Annotated in this window: 21 protein-coding genes; 9 read left to right on the top strand and 12 right to left on the bottom strand. The window is 31.7% G+C overall.

Annotated features, from left to right (window positions below; translation table 11 throughout):
• The first annotated feature begins 65 nt into the window (after nucleotides 1-65).
• Both ACW9XH_RS03325 and ACW9XH_RS03320 read left to right on the top strand, forming a co-directional pair.
• Entirely contained in the window at nucleotides 66-641 is a 576-nt protein-coding gene (locus ACW9XH_RS03325; protein WP_457759222.1) for a hypothetical protein, read from the top strand.
• 60 nt (nucleotides 642-701) lie between these two features.
• Nucleotides 702-890, top strand: a complete 189-nt coding sequence (locus tag ACW9XH_RS03320) for a C2H2-type zinc finger protein (protein WP_457759221.1) — start codon at nucleotides 702-704, stop codon at nucleotides 888-890.
• A gap of 3 nt (nucleotides 891-893) precedes the next feature.
• Here the strand turns inward: ACW9XH_RS03320 and ACW9XH_RS03315 are convergent, their stop codons facing one another.
• The gene (locus ACW9XH_RS03315) at nucleotides 894-1,103 is read right to left on the bottom strand and encodes a hypothetical protein (protein ID WP_457759220.1); all 210 of its coding nucleotides are present in this window, start codon (nucleotides 1,101-1,103) and stop codon (nucleotides 894-896) included.
• Between the two features lie 93 nt (nucleotides 1,104-1,196).
• On the opposite strand from ACW9XH_RS03315, the gene ACW9XH_RS03310 reads away from it, so the two are divergent.
• Nucleotides 1,197-2,243 carry a tyrosine--tRNA ligase gene (locus tag ACW9XH_RS03310; protein ID WP_457759219.1) on the top strand — a complete coding sequence of 349 codons (1,047 nt, stop codon included), beginning with the start codon at nucleotides 1,197-1,199 and terminating at the stop codon, nucleotides 2,241-2,243.
• Here ACW9XH_RS03310 and cobJ read toward each other — a convergent pair.
• From cobJ to ACW9XH_RS03280, 6 genes are read right to left on the bottom strand one after another with little or no spacing between them, the layout of a single operon-like run.
• Nucleotides 2,240-3,034: a precorrin-3B C(17)-methyltransferase gene (gene cobJ / locus ACW9XH_RS03305; protein WP_457759218.1), complete on the bottom strand. Its 795-nt coding sequence runs from the start codon at nucleotides 3,032-3,034 to the stop codon at nucleotides 2,240-2,242. The two genes, ACW9XH_RS03310 and cobJ, sit on opposite strands and share 4 nt — an antisense overlap.
• A gap of 46 nt (nucleotides 3,035-3,080) precedes the next feature.
• Nucleotides 3,081-4,544 (bottom strand): DUF7482 domain-containing protein, encoded by a 1,464-nt coding sequence (locus ACW9XH_RS03300; RefSeq protein WP_457759217.1) that lies wholly within the window; start codon nucleotides 4,542-4,544, stop codon nucleotides 3,081-3,083.
• 37 nt (nucleotides 4,545-4,581) lie between these two features.
• The gene (locus ACW9XH_RS03295) at nucleotides 4,582-5,985 is read right to left on the bottom strand and encodes an aspartate kinase (RefSeq protein WP_457759216.1); all 1,404 of its coding nucleotides are present in this window, start codon (nucleotides 5,983-5,985) and stop codon (nucleotides 4,582-4,584) included.
• Between the two features lie 35 nt (nucleotides 5,986-6,020).
• On the bottom strand, nucleotides 6,021-6,767 hold the full coding sequence (pcn, locus tag ACW9XH_RS03290) for a proliferating cell nuclear antigen (pcna) (RefSeq protein WP_457759215.1): 747 nt from the start codon (nucleotides 6,765-6,767) through the stop codon (nucleotides 6,021-6,023).
• 34 nt (nucleotides 6,768-6,801) lie between these two features.
• Complete coding sequence (locus ACW9XH_RS03285; RefSeq protein ID WP_457759214.1) at nucleotides 6,802-7,119, bottom strand: transcription factor S; 318 nt, start codon at nucleotides 7,117-7,119, stop codon at nucleotides 6,802-6,804.
• A gap of 2 nt (nucleotides 7,120-7,121) precedes the next feature.
• Complete coding sequence (locus ACW9XH_RS03280; protein ID WP_457759213.1) at nucleotides 7,122-7,400, bottom strand: RpoL/Rpb11 RNA polymerase subunit family protein; 279 nt, start codon at nucleotides 7,398-7,400, stop codon at nucleotides 7,122-7,124.
• 51 nt (nucleotides 7,401-7,451) lie between these two features.
• Between ACW9XH_RS03280 and ACW9XH_RS03275 the strand changes: the two genes are divergently transcribed.
• Genes ACW9XH_RS03275 through ACW9XH_RS03265 form a run of 3 tightly spaced genes read left to right on the top strand, consistent with a single transcriptional unit; the run spans nucleotide 7,452 to nucleotide 8,328 of the window.
• Nucleotides 7,452-7,988, top strand: coding sequence for a hypothetical protein (locus tag ACW9XH_RS03275; RefSeq protein ID WP_457759212.1), 537 nt, complete (start codon nucleotides 7,452-7,454; stop codon nucleotides 7,986-7,988).
• A gap of 31 nt (nucleotides 7,989-8,019) precedes the next feature.
• The gene (locus ACW9XH_RS03270) at nucleotides 8,020-8,172 is read left to right on the top strand and encodes a hypothetical protein (RefSeq protein WP_297594252.1); all 153 of its coding nucleotides are present in this window, start codon (nucleotides 8,020-8,022) and stop codon (nucleotides 8,170-8,172) included.
• Between the two features lie 9 nt (nucleotides 8,173-8,181).
• Complete coding sequence (locus tag ACW9XH_RS03265; protein WP_457759211.1) at nucleotides 8,182-8,328, top strand: hypothetical protein; 147 nt, start codon at nucleotides 8,182-8,184, stop codon at nucleotides 8,326-8,328.
• 1 nt (nucleotide 8,329) lies between these two features.
• Here ACW9XH_RS03265 and ACW9XH_RS03260 read toward each other — a convergent pair whose 3' ends face one another.
• Both ACW9XH_RS03260 and ACW9XH_RS03255 read right to left on the bottom strand, forming a co-directional pair.
• On the bottom strand, nucleotides 8,330-8,824 hold the full coding sequence (locus tag ACW9XH_RS03260; protein WP_457759210.1) for a dual specificity protein phosphatase 23: 495 nt from the start codon (nucleotides 8,822-8,824) through the stop codon (nucleotides 8,330-8,332).
• A gap of 48 nt (nucleotides 8,825-8,872) precedes the next feature.
• Nucleotides 8,873-9,514 carry a cyclase family protein gene (locus ACW9XH_RS03255; RefSeq protein WP_457759209.1) on the bottom strand — a complete coding sequence of 214 codons (642 nt, stop codon included), beginning with the start codon at nucleotides 9,512-9,514 and terminating at the stop codon, nucleotides 8,873-8,875.
• A gap of 75 nt (nucleotides 9,515-9,589) precedes the next feature.
• Between ACW9XH_RS03255 and ACW9XH_RS03250 the strand changes: the two genes are divergently transcribed.
• Entirely contained in the window at nucleotides 9,590-9,847 is a 258-nt protein-coding gene (locus tag ACW9XH_RS03250) for an Lrp/AsnC ligand binding domain-containing protein (protein WP_457759208.1), read from the top strand.
• Here ACW9XH_RS03250 and ACW9XH_RS03245 read toward each other — a convergent pair.
• Nucleotides 9,842-10,993, bottom strand: coding sequence for an aminotransferase class V-fold PLP-dependent enzyme (locus tag ACW9XH_RS03245; protein WP_457759207.1), 1,152 nt, complete (start codon nucleotides 10,991-10,993; stop codon nucleotides 9,842-9,844). The two genes, ACW9XH_RS03250 and ACW9XH_RS03245, sit on opposite strands and share 6 nt — an antisense overlap.
• A 26-nt stretch (nucleotides 10,994-11,019) precedes the next feature.
• Between ACW9XH_RS03245 and ACW9XH_RS03240 the strand changes: the two genes are divergently transcribed.
• Together ACW9XH_RS03240 and ACW9XH_RS03235 are read left to right on the top strand one after the other, a co-directional pair.
• A complete protein-coding gene (locus tag ACW9XH_RS03240) occupies nucleotides 11,020-11,613 on the top strand; it encodes a hypothetical protein (RefSeq protein WP_457759206.1) in 594 nt (197 codons plus the stop codon).
• Nucleotides 11,614-11,732: 119 nt separating this feature from the next.
• The gene (locus ACW9XH_RS03235; RefSeq protein WP_368057264.1) at nucleotides 11,733-12,032 is read left to right on the top strand and encodes an ATP-binding protein; all 300 of its coding nucleotides are present in this window, start codon (nucleotides 11,733-11,735) and stop codon (nucleotides 12,030-12,032) included.
• Nucleotides 12,033-12,067: 35 nt separating this feature from the next.
• On the opposite strand, the gene ACW9XH_RS03230 is transcribed toward ACW9XH_RS03235, so the two are convergent.
• Together ACW9XH_RS03230 and ACW9XH_RS03225 are read right to left on the bottom strand one after the other, a co-directional pair.
• Entirely contained in the window at nucleotides 12,068-13,060 is a 993-nt protein-coding gene (locus tag ACW9XH_RS03230; RefSeq protein ID WP_457759205.1) for a cupredoxin domain-containing protein, read from the bottom strand.
• Between the two features lie 124 nt (nucleotides 13,061-13,184).
• Nucleotides 13,185-14,933, bottom strand: a complete 1,749-nt coding sequence (locus tag ACW9XH_RS03225) for a HAMP domain-containing protein (RefSeq protein ID WP_457759204.1) — start codon at nucleotides 14,931-14,933, stop codon at nucleotides 13,185-13,187.
• Between the last annotated feature and the right edge of the window lie 48 nt (nucleotides 14,934-14,981).

The raw sequence follows: 14,981 nt of genomic DNA, 5'->3' as shown, positions 1-14,981 counted from the left end.
ACTAGTCTATAAATCTCAGTAGAAAAACATGAATTTTTATATTTCAAAATTAGGCAAACGGCATCATGGAGCCACGTTATCTTGAAAAATCAGATTCAGGCTACAAAGTCTATCTGTATGTTTTCTATATTTGTGGATTCATTATGGCATCATCATTAATTTTTGGAGTATATGTTACCATGATAGAATGGATGGAAAATGGAACATATGTTATGGGAGAGGCAATTCACAATACAACTATTCCATTTGAAAATTTTGCTAGAGTGACTACTTGGATATTTTTTTCTACAATAATTGGATGGTATTGTGTTACAAGAATTGGATGGAGAAGAACTGCAGGTGATAAAATTGTTGGCACAAAAATGGCATTACTTCAATTGATGTTGCTTGGATTTTCAATTATTTCTCTCTATGAAGTATTATACAATTTTACAGTGTTAAATGCGCAAATAACTGCAGGCGTTATCAATGGAATGGTTCCAGACATTGATAAATTATCAGTTGCCTATCCAGATCCTGATAGACCTTGGAATTTAGTCTTTGCAACCAAAGTATTTCTTGCATCATTTATCATCAGTACTCATGGATTTTATCTTAGTATAAAACCTAGAAAAAGCTTAGACGAATCAAAAATTGAATAGATTTTTTGTAAGGAAAAATTAGTAAAAAAACTATTTCTACTATGAAGGACAAATTTGTACATGGGATTATTTGGTTCTAACAAAAATGAATTAAAATGTAAAAAATGTGGAACAGTTCTTCCTGATTCTGATAAATTAAAGAAACATCAAGAAAAAGCTCATAATAAGAAAAAAGAAAAATGCAGGGTGTGTGGAACTGAATTTGATACTTCAGATGATTTAAGAAAACACAAGAAGAACTGCAAATAGAATTTATTCTGATAATCCAGATTCATATTTTGGTTGTCTTTTTAGAGCTTTTTCTATAGCTTCCAAATTTTTAATTTCATTTTTAGAATTCATTGATAAAGTGTTGATCATTTCTGAGCCTAGTTGAACTGATTGTTCAGGTAATGTTTCAATAAATTTTTCAAGAGCTTTCTTGTAATTTGAAATTAATTCTAAACCTTCTTCAAGAGTCATAAACAGTATGAAAATATCTTCTATTCAAACCTTCTAAATTCAAACTCAATTTTGAATAACTTTATACGTTAACTTCTCAAAAGTTGTTTTGATTTGGATATTACAGAGAAAGTAGATTTGATTCAAAGGCCACCAACTGAAGAAATTGTAACACAAGAAGAATTAATTGAATTATTCAAAACTAATTCATCTCCCAACCATTACATCGGTTTAGAAATTTCAGGTTTCTTGCATCTTGGCAGTCTGATTAGTACAGGTTTCAAAATTAATGATTTTGTAAAAGCTGGTGTAAAATGTAAGATTTTCCTAGCTGATTGGCACACTCTGATTAATGATAAGCTTGGAGGAGATTGGGAAACGATTGAAAAAGTTTCAAAATATTATCAAGATGCTTTCAAGTTAGTTTGTCCAGATGCAGAAATAATTTTGGGATCTAAACTGTATGAAGAAAAAACAGAATATTGGTCAGAGCTCATAAAATTTACAAAACACATGACAATTGCAAGAACAATGAGAACTTTGACTATTATGGGCAGATCAGAAGATGATAAAAAAATTGATGTAGCAAAATTACTTTATCCAGCAATGCAAGCAGTAGATATTCATTCTTTAGATGTAGATATTGCACATGCAGGAATGGATCAAAGAAAAATCCACATGTTAGTAAGAGAAATATTTCCAAAAATGAAATGGAAAGTACCTGTTGCTGTTCATCACAAACTATTACCAGGACTTTCAAAACCTGCAGATTCAAGTAATGACAAAATTTTAGGAAAAATGAGTAAATCAGATCCAAATTCAGGAGTGTTTATTCACAATTCTGACGATGAAATAAGGAAGAAAATAAGCAAAGCATGGTGTGAAGAAGCAAATATTGAAAATAATCCATTATTAGAAATTTCAAGATCTGTAATCTTTCATGAATTCAATGAAATGAGAGTAGAAAGACCTGAAAAATTTGGTGGAAATGTATCATATACTAATTACAACCAACTGGAAAAAGACTTTGCAGAAAAGAAATTACATCCTGGAGATTTGAAACAAACAGTAGGAAATTATTTGGTTAAAGTGGTTTCACCAATTAGAGAAAAATTGAATCTTAGTGAAGAATTGAATGGTGCAATTAAGAAAAGCTTTTAGACTTTAAGATCGGGATTTGTCTGTTCTTCCAAATTATATTTTGATTTGTAACCTCTTGGATTAATCATTAAATCTTTGTAAGTATATGTTGATGAATTTCCAATAATCACAGTAGTAGTCATGCCTAATTGTTCTGAATGATTTGGCAAATTTTCCAAATCTGTCATGACAACAGTTTCAGATTCTCTAAATGCACCTTTGATAATTGCAACTGGTGTTGTAGGTTTTCTATATTTTAAAAGAACTTTTCTTGTATCCTGTAATTGATGAATTCTTTTTTTACTAGCAGGATTATAAATTACAATTACAAAATCACCTTGTGCAGCTGCTTCAACTCTTTTAGAAATAATTTCCCATGGAACCAATAAATCACTCATACTTACTACTGCAAAATCAGTCATTAAAGGTGAACCAACAATTGATGCACATGAATTGAGTGCCGATACACCAGGAACAATTTCTACTTGAAGATCATCTTTTGGATTCCAACCAGATTCAGCAAGTGTTTCATAGATTAATCCTGCCATTCCATAAATTCCAGGATCACCACTTGAAACAAGTGAAACAATTTTTCCAGATTTAGCAAGATCAATGCACTGATGAGCTCTTTCCACTTCTTGCGTCATTGCATAACGATGAACAGTTTTACCTTCAATAAGATCTTGGACCAAATTTACATAAGTTTCATATCCAACAATTGTATCACTTTCACCAATCACTTCTTTTGCTCGAAATGTCATATGGTTATGATGCCCAGGTCCGACACCTACGATGTAGAGTTTGCCAGTCAATTTTAAAAGAAATTTTTTATCAAGTAATTTATCCCTTTAGTGGATTCTATTGAAATGGATCAATGAATGGGCAATTAACTATATGATCACTGTTAATTGGTCTAGCAAGACTTACTGACAGTTTGTTCTCTTCACTAAATGCATCAATATCCGACTTTGTTTCTAGAATTTTTGCAGATTTTGCATCATTCCATTCAACTAGATAAATTCTCCACATAGGACTATAATTTGCATCTCCAGGTGATGCACCAGCAATTCCTGCTTGAAATCCTAATGGGCCAGGACCAGCAATCCCGTTCTTAAATTGGAAGAGATCAACAGCTCCTGAATGAGCAATAAGATTTGCTGAACTTGGAGAAGAAACAACTCCCATTGTTTCAGCCGGTCCTGACGGTGTTGCATCAGTTACAATATAGTAAATAGTTCTTCCATCAGGTCCCCAACCCCTATGAGCAACAAAAGTTACAGTCATTTCTTCCTCATTAATTTCAGTTATTTGACCACCATTGTAAGGCATTTCATCAGAAATTTCTTTATCTGAACGAATTTTCATTTGTCCATCAGGCCAAATGATTTGAGGTGTATTAAGTACAACGCCTGTTTCATTAAATTCAATTCTACCTCCTTCTTCAGCTTTTATTATATCAGTTGCAGATTCAAATTCAATTTCTTTTTGACCAACTTTCCAAGTAACTTCAATTATAGAATTTAACGCACTGTATTTCAATTCTTGTGATGGAGTACTGGAGAATACTTCATCTTGAAATCCATAAATTCCATCACCTTTCACTCCATTTTTAAAAATGTATAATTTTTGCAGTGTTTTTTCTGGAACGTTTGCAAGTACTGAAGCAAGTTCTACATTCCATTTTTGTTTTTCTGATATAATTTTTGTATAATCTTCATCACTCCCATCAGTTATGATGTAACGAATTTGATTTCCTTCATAGATTCCTTTATGCATTGGAATAGTAGCCGGTACATTAGTTCTTGATAGTAATAATGATGGTTCTTCTTTTTCTAATTCAATTTTTTGCATTATTACTTCTGTAGGTTGACCTCGAATCCATCCATCTATACTAACAGTTGTGGTAAATTTTTTAGAATTTGAGGAATGTAATGCAAGAGCAGCCCCTGTAAACTCAAATGAACCTGAGTTTTTCTGTAAATCTATCAATGATAAACCATAGATTGTTTTTCCATCTACTGTCCATGTAGGTTGACCTTTCGATTCTTGTAAGCTAATTTCATGTAAAACTACAATCTGGACAGGCTCACTTGAGGTAAATGTCATCGAACCGTCATAGATTGTTCCCTCATTGGGAGACAAAACAAGTGCTAGTTGATGATTTTCATGTCCTTGACCTGGATCTTGAGATGATGTTATTGTTTCAGTAAAATGAATTTTTTTTCTAGAACCTGCGTCAACTAATTGATCAGTTGATGAAGTTACAAAAATTATACCAACTGCAAAAATTCCAATTATTAACAAAGATTGAATCTTATTCAATAACTATTCTTTGAATTATTCACTTAAATGATTTGTCTTAATTGATTTTATCTAATGCAAATTCATCGTGTAAGGCTTTAACAGCTGCATTTGTATCAGAGTTTTTTACAACAAATGCAAGATTAAGCTCAGATGATCCCTGAGTAATCATGGATACGTTGACTTTGTTTTTCTCAATTGCACCAAAAACTTTTGAAGCGACTCCAACGGTTCCTCGCATTCCTGAACCAATTAACGCAATTATTGCAACATTTGTAGTAATTTCTAATTTTTTGATAATTTTTCCTAATAATTCCATCTCTAATGCACTAACTGCCTTGTCAAGATCTGCATTTTTTACTACAATGGTAATACTTGATTCAGAGGGATTTTGTGAGATCATCATTACATTAATTCCAGCTTTTGCTAATGTTGCAAATATCTTAGCAGCGGTTCCGGGTGTTCCAACCATACTTCCACCCCTAACATCAATCAATCCATTATTTCTGACATTACTTACACATTTTACAGTGTTTTTAACATCTGGGGAAGTATTTGCAGATACTAAAGTCCCTTCATTTTTTGTATTGAAAGAATTTCTAATTTTCATAGGAATTTTCTTAGCTAATAGAGGCTCAAATGTTCGTGGATGTATCTGCTTTGCACCAAACAATGCCATTTCAATTGCTTCTACGTAAGAGACTTCTTTGAGTAGTTTAGCATTCTTTACAATTTTTGGATCTGCAGTCATTAAACCATCTACATCGCTCATTAACCAAATTTCATCTGCTTTAATGCATGAACCAATAATTGTAGCTGAATAATCAGAGCCACCTCTACCAAATGTAGTTACATGTCCATGCTGATCTGCTCCTGCAAATCCCCCAATAACAGGAATTGTTTTCTTTAACAATAATGCATCAATAGTTTTTGAAACTCTTAATCTGGTTGTATCAATCAATGGTTTTGACGCACCAAAATTAGAATCAGTAACAATTCCAGCTTCTTTTCCAGTTAGAGGTATTGATTTAACTCCCGAATCATTAACTGCAGCAGAAACTAATTTTATTGATAATCTTTCACCAAATGAAATCAGATAATCCATTGTTCTTGATGTAACTTCTCCTAACAGCACCATTCCATCAATTAGAGCAAGAAGCTCAGCAAAATCTTCATCAAGTTTTGCAAGTAATTTTTTACGTACGTCAGATTTTTTGATTGTTTCTTTTGCTAATTGTTTATGTCTGTTGGTAATTTTTGATGCAAGTTGCTCAGCTTTAGATTTATTTTCTTTTTTTATAGATTCTGATATTTCTATCAAATCATCAGTAGTTCCACTTATAGCAGAACAAACAACAACAATTTGATTTTTCTTTGATAATTCATTAAGATGAGTAGCTACAGCTTGAATATCTTTTGCAGCAGAAATAGATGTTCCACCATATTTTATTACGAGTCTCAATTCAAAATACCTGAACTAGTTAATCTTTAAATGCTTTAACTTTCTACGCGTGGAGCCAAGTAAAAGTGAATTCTACCAATATTTGCTACTTTAAATTCAATTCTAAGAGGTTTTGCGCTTGAAAATTCACATGTAATTGAGCCTACGTTAGAACCTACTGCTTTTACTACAGGATTTAGGTATTCAAGGCTGTAAGTACCAACGCTATCTTCTTTTGAAGAAATTTCTTCAATTTCTTTATCGTCTTTGTCTAGTTCAATTACAACCTCACCAGAATCGCCTTTTCCAGAAAAGTCTCCTTTTGAGTCAGATGTATGTATTGTAAGATAATCGGATACAACTTGAACATCGCCGAGAATTTTGTCAAACTTTGAAGAAGTCAAAATAATTTTTGAGTCATAAGGAATTTTTGGTAATGGTGTATCAGTTGCAGAACTTTCGATTAAACGCATCTTGTATTTTTTATTTTTTCCAACTGTTACAAGCAACATGTTTTGTTCAGAGATACTAATTTCTATACTATCATTTTTATCTGCTCTTTTGATAAGTTTGGAGAATTCATCAATTCTTACTCCAAATTTAATATCACTATCACACTCATATTTTTCAAATGCGGAGTTAGGCCATGAAATATCAATAAGAGCTACGTGTGATGGATCCATTCCTCTAAAAGTAATTCCTTCTGCTGTTGCAACAAATGTTGCTTCTTCAACAAGTGTTGAAATTGCAGAAATGATAGCCTTTAGATCGTCTGATCCGCTTGTTTTTGCTTCAAAAGTCAAATCAATTTTCTTGTCTTTATGTTCCAGTTAAACCTTATGTGTAATCACGCCAAGTGTGTTTACATTTTTGACAACGATAAAATCTTGTTGTAGGTTCATCCGCACTTCTAGTTTGAAACATCCAGCCAACTGCCTCATTATGTCCACATTTTTCACATATTATTTCGACTGTTGGATTAGATTCTTCCCCTTCATTTCCTTCAAAAGCTAAAAGTGAAAAGTCTGGTTCTTCTTCGGCGGTAATTTTTTTTGTTGTTTTTGTTTCTCCACCTTCACTGTAACCACATTTTGTGCATTGGAGGCCTGAACCGCTATTTTTTAACTTGACCTCACATTTGGGGCAAAACTTCAAATCTAATTTACCTTAATTTGAGAATGGAATAGTTGATTGTATTCTTGAGCCATTTTAGCTGCTGATTCTGTTGCTTTTTTAATTTCACCGAGTGGTTTTGAATTTGAATTAACTCTCATCCAACATTCATTGGTAAGAGGATGCTTTACAATAACACCTGCAAAATCGATATTTGATGCTTTTAGTAGTTCATGTTGAATTATGTATAAAATTCCTATATCAGTTTCAGTGATTGAAAGGCTGATCTCTTTAGGCTCAGAACTGATTACTTCTGCATTCATGTATTCAGAAAAAGCACTTATTGCGGATATAAATCATTATGAGCGGTAACAATGGGAGAAAGCAAGATTTCTGCAATAGAATTAACAAAATCAAAGGATGCATACTCATCTGATGAAAATATCGAGATAAATGTTCAATTTTCAGTCGAAGGAGACATTAGAAATGCCTTCAATGAGGCAAATTGGACTAAAGCCTATAACAATAACGATGTTTCATTCAAAATGAAATATGGCATAAAATTGACTTCAGGCGGATTAAGAAAGAAGGAACTGGGACGTACTATTGATACTTACAGAAAGGCATCAATATTTTGGACTAGAAATCCAAAACTAGTCAATCCAATGAAAGATAGACGAATTTGGGTGCAGGTAGCCAAAAACTTTGAACCATTTATCAGACTGTCAGAGGAAGAAGTCAGACAGGAACTATTTGACTTTAATGAGAAATTTGTATTCAAAGCATCAGATTTAGGAAAAGGTAAACATAAGATTGGAGCAGAATCTTTTGCATCTTGGCAAAAACATGACTTTACAGAAACTGGAAGTATTAAAAACAGCTCCAATGAAATTGAAATTACAATCAATTAGGGATATAAGGAACTTTTTTGGGTAATAATTAATGGCAAAATACGATGGTCTGTTAGGACAACCAATACTTGAAGTTGAAGAACCTGATAAAGAAGATGGAATCACATTTATCTTCAAAGACAACAGGTTTCTATTCATAAAAGCAGTTGATGGTAAAATTGAAACCGTATCAATTCCAGAATAGGTGATATGAATGGAAAAATTTGACCCAATCAAAATGTTAGAACTTGTTAAAGTAGAAGATCCTGATGCAGATGGTGGATTAACTTTAATTTTTCAAGAAAACAAAACTTTGAAAATAAAAGTTGTAGATGGAAAATTAGTTTCAGAATTTGTTTAGACTAATTTCTTACATGTTTTTCATAAAATCCAATAGCTAATTCTTGTACTTCAGATTGAATTGATCCTGGTCTTTGATCTCGAATTTTTTTAATTGCATCATCGGCTGAAAATTTTTTGTATTTTATAAAATAACATGCAAGTATTGTTCCAGCTCTTCCCATTCCAGCTGCACAATGGACCATTACGGCTTGATTATTTTTAATTTGTTCATCTATGAAATCCACTGCTGAATCTATTCTATCCATGTCAGGAGCAGTCAAATCAGGAGTTGGAACATGAAGGTATCCTATATTTTCAACCCACTCGTCTGGTAATGCTTGCTCAGTCATAGTAACAATTGATTTTACACCTTGATCCAAAAGCCAATCAAATTCGTCAAAACTTGTTGGAATACCTGAACCTGCCAATTTTTCTTCAATTAACCAAGAAAAGTTCGTTGGTTTTTTAGTAATTTTACCATGAACCTTTCGCCAAATATTTCCAGGTTTACTCATGTTGAATTTAAGATTGCTCTGTATTTTTAGTATTCCGAAAATACGTAACTATGACGCTACTGCACGAACAGGGGAACCCGTAGCATCCTTTAGCTTTAATGGAAGAATGGTAAAATTAAATTCCAAAGATTGTATTTTATTCATATTTGTCAAATTTTCTACTATCAAAATATTGTTTTTTGATAAAACATGATGTACAGTAAATGATTCATCTTTTCCAAGATCTATACTTGGGGAATCAATACCAACTAAATTGATTTTTTTAGAGGATAGATATTTTGCAGATGATGCATCTAGTCCGGGATTTTCAGTAAAATAATTATTATTTTTCAGATTTTTTTGCCAATCTGTAAAGAAAAAGATTGAAGAATGGTTTGGGATTTTACCATTCTTTTTTTCAAATAATGTGATATCTAATTTTGTAATGGGAGTATTCTTTGGTTTTTTGAGTTTAATTAGAATGGCTTTTCCAAAGAGTCTATCAAGGGGAATTTGATGAATTTTTAAACCATTTTTGACAAAATGGTATGGAGCATCAAGATGTGTTCCTGTATGTGAACTTAGGAACAAAAGTTCAAGATTATACCCGTCATGTTCTATATCAGACCAATCAATGAATTGTGGTGTTGGAGATCCAGGAAAGCTTGGGATTGACTCAGATATTGTAAGTGACAAATCTATTGGTTTCACATCATCAAAATGTATTGCTGATTAATCAATTTTGAACAATGAAAGGTTAAATACGGTCTTATGAAAAACTCACTTGTGCCTACAGCATATGTCCTATTGAATTCTGATTTAGGATCAGACGAATCAATCATCAACGAAGTAAAACAAATTCTTGCAGAAGAGGATGTCCAATTTGAAGTTCAAGGTGTATACGGAGTGTATGATATTGTCTTAAAGTTAACCTCTAATGATGCTGAAAAATTACGTGCAATTATTACCAACAAAGTTAGAAGAATTAGTAAGGTTCAATCTACACTAACAATGATGGTAATAGAAGAACAAGAAAACCTATAATTTTTTTATCGCATCAACTACATTAAAAATCTGAGATTCAGTATTGAAAAAGTGAGGAGACGCTCGTACAATCTTTTTGTCCATTATTTCCCTTACTGCTAAAATTATATTTTGTTTTTCAAGTTTATCAACAACTTGTTGTGAATCAAATCCTTTGATGTTAAAAGAAACAATACTTGTTCTGATATTTGGATCCTCAGGTCCATATAGAATAATATTTGGAATTTTTGATAATTCTTCTCTTAAAATATTAGACAGAGATTTGTTTTTTTCACGGATGTTATTCATTCCAAATTTTAATAAATAATTTGCAGATGACTCTAACCCAACTATTCCTACATAATTTCTAAATCCTGTTTGAAATTTATCTGGTAATTCTTTGTATGCTAACTTTGAATCATCATAAATAATTGCAGATTCACCACCAATGGTTTTAGGTTCTAATAACACACTAGAATTTCTTTTACAATAAAATAATCCCGTGCCCATAGGACCACAAAGCCATTTAGACCCATTAAAGGACATAAAATCACATTTAATTTTTGAGACATCGATATCTCCAATACAACCTATACTTTGTGCACTGTCAATAAAAAATGGAACCTTACCTTCAAGAATTTTTCCTATTTCTTCTACAGGTATGATTGCACCAGTATTATACAACACATGGCTAAGTGCAACTAGTTTTGTATTATTATTAACAAGAGATTCTAAATCATCTAATTTAAAAAAACCATTATCATCAATAGGTAAATTTTGTACAGAGATTTTTTCTTGTAATTTAATCCATGGGTAAAAATTTGCATGATGTTCGTGTGTCATTCCTCGAATTATCATATTCGAATTATCATCAAAAGACAATCCATTTGCTACAAAATTGATTCCATCAGTGGTGCTTTGAGTTAAAACAACTTCATCAGGTTGGCAAGAAATGATTTTTGCCATACTTTTTCGTACATTTTGTAGTTTATCATTAACAAAAGACTCAGACTCTTTTGAATCAGGACCAATGGAATTGTATGTAATTAAAAATTCTTTCATAGCCTCAATACTTTGAGTGGGCATTAAAGAAACAGATGCGTTATTTAGATAGATTTTCTCTGAGGTTGGGAAATCATCTGAAATGTCTTTTGATTCTAAATTCATTATTATATCTGTAGAATGCTAATGTGGTGTTGGATAAAAATCCTGAGCAAATCATAGATAATGATTTAACACAAATTCAAATTAAATTTGAACAAAATAATCCAAATATCATTTTATGTTCAAAGCCATTCCATAAAATGGAATTTCTGAATAGATTAATCAATTCAACAGAGGATCCGATAATTTTCATCGACATGGATTTGCTTTATACTGGATATGTAGAATCAAGAATGATTCAAAAAAAAGAAGATTTAACAATTTTTTGCCCAAATAAAATAAACTGGGAAAAAAAATTATCAGAAATTATCTCCCAAGTATCAAAAGATAGATTTTTGGTAATTATTGACTCGTTTAATGGGATATACAATTTGTTTGATGAATTAGAATCTGCCAGATTCATTAATTCGTGTGTCATGTTACTCTCATCAATAGGTAATCATGCTAAATCATCAGTTGTAATAACTGGAATGGTACGAAAAAAAGAAAATGGAGATTGGGTTCTATCACCAGGAGGAAAACACATCATTAAATCAGAAAAAACAGGCGTATATTTTCTCAAAAAAACAGAAAATGATTTGATTATAGATTCTTTGAATCAAACAAATGGTAACATGAAATGATAAAAGAAGATCTAAAATAGCGATCAGAATTATAACACCGTTGTAAAATATCAAACGCCGTTATAAGACGATGTTTCTAGGCAAATTATATTAATGCCAAATCAAGAAATAATTTTGTTATGCCAGTAGGAATTATTCCAGACATCAGCGAACAAATGTGTATCGGATGCGCACTATGTGTAGAAATCTGTACCACACTTGGACCAGATGTCCTTAGAGTAAAACCAGTTGAAGGCTGGAAGAGAGGTAAAGCATTTGTCTTCTACCCAGAAAGATGTATTTCAGATGGTGCATGCATTGGTGTATGCCCAACAAAAGCAATCTTTTGGATGCGACCAATGGACTTTACTGTTGGACAACCAGTTCCACTCTACAAGAACTCAGTCTTCATCAAAGGTTGGACTGAATTAATCGATTAGATTAGTTCGTCAAATTTTAATTTCTTTTTATTATTTTAAATTTTAACAGCACCTGGCGTTTCATCTTTGATTTTAGGTTTTTTCTTTAACCATAGAAATGCAATAATGAACATCACACCTGGAATAAGAATAATGAACAGCATTAATTCGTAATAGGTTGTTAGTCTTTGAGCTGGTTTTATATGATATGTTTCATGAGATATTTTTTCAGGGTTATCATAAACTGCAGTGGTAAAATCAACAGAACGTTGTTCACTACTTTTGACATCACCAAATACGGTAACACTTTCTTCAGCAAAAACTGAAGGGGAATGAATTCCTTCTATCCTTATTATAACAGATCCAGAATCACTAAAAACAAAATTTCTATAATCGCCTCCAATTTGACTTAGTCCTTCATCTCTAAAGATTTCTTGTCCGTTTTGAAAAATTATAAAATTATATTTCATTTGTGCTAAGTTGGAATTTGTTTGTGGATCATAGAATTGATAAACAAATTGAATTTTTTCATGAGTTTTAATGACTTGAGGATCCCATGATAGATTTACTTCTATGCGTTCATCTGGAGTATATTGTAATAAAGGAAATTCCAATTTTTTACCAGTGGCATCATGTGGATAATCAGGAATTTGTTTTTCAACAATTAAAATTCCTTCCATCCATGGATGAATTGTACAGTAATAAGAAAATGTTCCAGAATCTTCAAATTTGTATGACCATGATTCTCCTGGCATAAATCTACCACTATCAAAAATATTATTTGGTGTTCCAAAGTTATCACTCATCCAGCCAAATCTTCCTGAACCCTCTCCACTTGTAACAGTATGACCTTCTTTGTCATCATTATACCAAGTAACAGTATCACCTACAGTTACAAACATCTGTGGAGGATCATACCAGACTTCTGCAGGAGTATTTAATTCAGGATTATATGCACCAAATGGAATATCAATGATATATTCTTCAGCGTATGCAAAAGAAGTAAAAGCTAAAAGTGTAAAAATCATAGATAATACTAAAAAATTCATATTCTAAGTACGCAATTTAGTCAATTAAATACTTGATGTTATTTTCATCTTTGCAAGTATAGAATCAATTCAAATAATCTGATTTGGGCATAAAATTTAGAATATCTTATAGTAAGAATAGAAATTATCTTCTTCTCTTAACTTCAAAAATACTATAGCCATATTTTTGCTTGATTTCAATAGAACAAAATTGTGTAAATTCGTATTCTTCATAACTTTTTAGGTTTTCATACATGTTGATGCCAACTACTATGCTATTTTTTGGACAAAATGAATTGATCTTAAAACATCGATTAACTGTAGGCCCAAAAATATCTGAAATTTTAGAAGTAGTGCTTTCAGCTACTTTTACAGGCCCATACGTTATACTAATTTTATAATCTAATTCATCTATATTTTCTGCATTAAGTTCCTTTTTCAGTTCGTCATGGGATTCAATCATAGTTAAACAACATTCTAAAACATTTTTTATTGCTGCAGTATCTGTAGAATCAATATTTGCAAATCTAAACATCAAAGCATCGCCAATATTCTTTACAACTTCTCCATTATATTCAAGAATAATTTTCGCCATAAAATTAAGAAAAATTTCATACATTTTACTAACATCATCATCTGATAGTTTAGATGATATTCGAGTAGAATCAGTCATATCAATTACACCGACACAATCATTTTCTTCATGTTGAGAAAATTTTAGTAGCATACCGCCTTCAAGTTGTTTGATAACTTTTTCTTTCTCTTGAATCTCAATTAATGATTCTTGAAGTCTTTGTGCCATTGAATCAAACGCATGAGATAATTCTCCAATTTCATCACCTGTTGTGATGTTTGTTCTTACATCAAACTTACCATTTGCAATTTTGTTTGCAGCATTTTTGAGGGCTTTTAATGGATGTGATATTGATTCTGCAGCAAAGTATGCAACCAATCCCATCAACATTGTAATGACTAAACTTGTCAATAGGATTCTAGTTTGTAAAATTTTTATCGGTTCAACAAGTTCTTTTTCATCCATTTCTGCAAGTAGCACAATTCCAAAATCTGATGCACAGTAAGATGATCCATATATTGGAATTTCTCTATAATCAGGATAAAATCCAGTATAATCCTTCTCTTCATTAAAACATTTTTGTACAGCAATAGTATCTACTCGCTGTTGAAATACTGCATCTTCAAAAAATCTAGATTCAGACAACATTAAAAAATCATCATTTACAATGTAAACCTCCCCTGTTTCACCTAGTCCACTTCGATTAAGCAAAATATTATCAATTGATGCAGTTCTCATTTTTGAAATAATTACTCCAATTGGCTCATCTCCTTTTTTACTGTCATCTGCAAATATTGGAGAAACAACAACTAGTTTTTTGCCCGATTCTGTTGATTCAAATTCAATAAAAGATCCTTCTAATCCTCTTTGAAAAAATTCATGTTTGGTAAAATCTTGATCCACATTGCCACTAAGAGAAAAGAAAACTTTTCCATTACTGCCAATTATTTTTGTGTCTTCAAATCCTATTGAAAATCCAATTAATTCCTGAAATGCTTGAACTTGAATTAAAAAATCTCTACGGTTACTTTCTTGGAATTCTTTTAATTTATCATTTGAAACTTGGTTCATTTGTAAAACTAATGATTGAACCATAGGATCGTTTGCAAGGATATTATTTTGTTCAACTCTTGATTCAAAAGATGATCTCAAAGATTCTCCTCTAATGGAAGATTCTCCGATTAATAATTCCCCTCCTCTTTCTTTTAGAGTTTCAGAAGCATAATCAATGCTCATGTAAGATGTAACTCCTAATGCAGTTATGGTTACAAGCATTACAAGTAAAACAAGTTTTTTTCCAAGATTGAAGGATATTGGCATTTTTATTCTATGTTTTCTTTATTGAATATCAACTCTTCTGAGCATGTT

The sequence above is a fragment of the Candidatus Nitrosopumilus sp. bin_32a genome, assembly GCF_054095935.1.
Note: the sequence above shows the minus strand (reverse complement) of the source record. Positions and strands in the feature narration are given on the sequence as shown.

Coding starts and splice junctions, on each gene's coding strand:
- ACW9XH_RS03235 (WP_368057264.1), top strand. CDS start 11,733: ATGCCAGTAGGAATTATTCCAGACATCAGCGAACAAATGTGTATCGGA.
- ACW9XH_RS03265 (WP_457759211.1), top strand. CDS start 8,182: ATGGAAAAATTTGACCCAATCAAAATGTTAGAACTTGTTAAAGTAGAA.
- ACW9XH_RS03245 (WP_457759207.1), bottom strand. CDS start 10,993: ATGAATTTAGAATCAAAAGACATTTCAGATGATTTCCCAACCTCAGAG.
- ACW9XH_RS03280 (WP_457759213.1), bottom strand. CDS start 7,400: ATGAATGCAGAAGTAATCAGTTCTGAGCCTAAAGAGATCAGCCTTTCA.
- ACW9XH_RS03325 (WP_457759222.1), top strand. CDS start 66: ATGGAGCCACGTTATCTTGAAAAATCAGATTCAGGCTACAAAGTCTAT.
- ACW9XH_RS03315 (WP_457759220.1), bottom strand. CDS start 1,103: ATGACTCTTGAAGAAGGTTTAGAATTAATTTCAAATTACAAGAAAGCT.
- ACW9XH_RS03270 (WP_297594252.1), top strand. CDS start 8,020: ATGGCAAAATACGATGGTCTGTTAGGACAACCAATACTTGAAGTTGAA.
- ACW9XH_RS03260 (WP_457759210.1), bottom strand. CDS start 8,824: ATGAGTAAACCTGGAAATATTTGGCGAAAGGTTCATGGTAAAATTACT.
- ACW9XH_RS03230 (WP_457759205.1), bottom strand. CDS start 13,060: ATGAATTTTTTAGTATTATCTATGATTTTTACACTTTTAGCTTTTACT.
- ACW9XH_RS03225 (WP_457759204.1), bottom strand. CDS start 14,933: ATGCCAATATCCTTCAATCTTGGAAAAAAACTTGTTTTACTTGTAATG.
- ACW9XH_RS03275 (WP_457759212.1), top strand. CDS start 7,452: ATGGGAGAAAGCAAGATTTCTGCAATAGAATTAACAAAATCAAAGGAT.
- ACW9XH_RS03320 (WP_457759221.1), top strand. CDS start 702: ATGGGATTATTTGGTTCTAACAAAAATGAATTAAAATGTAAAAAATGT.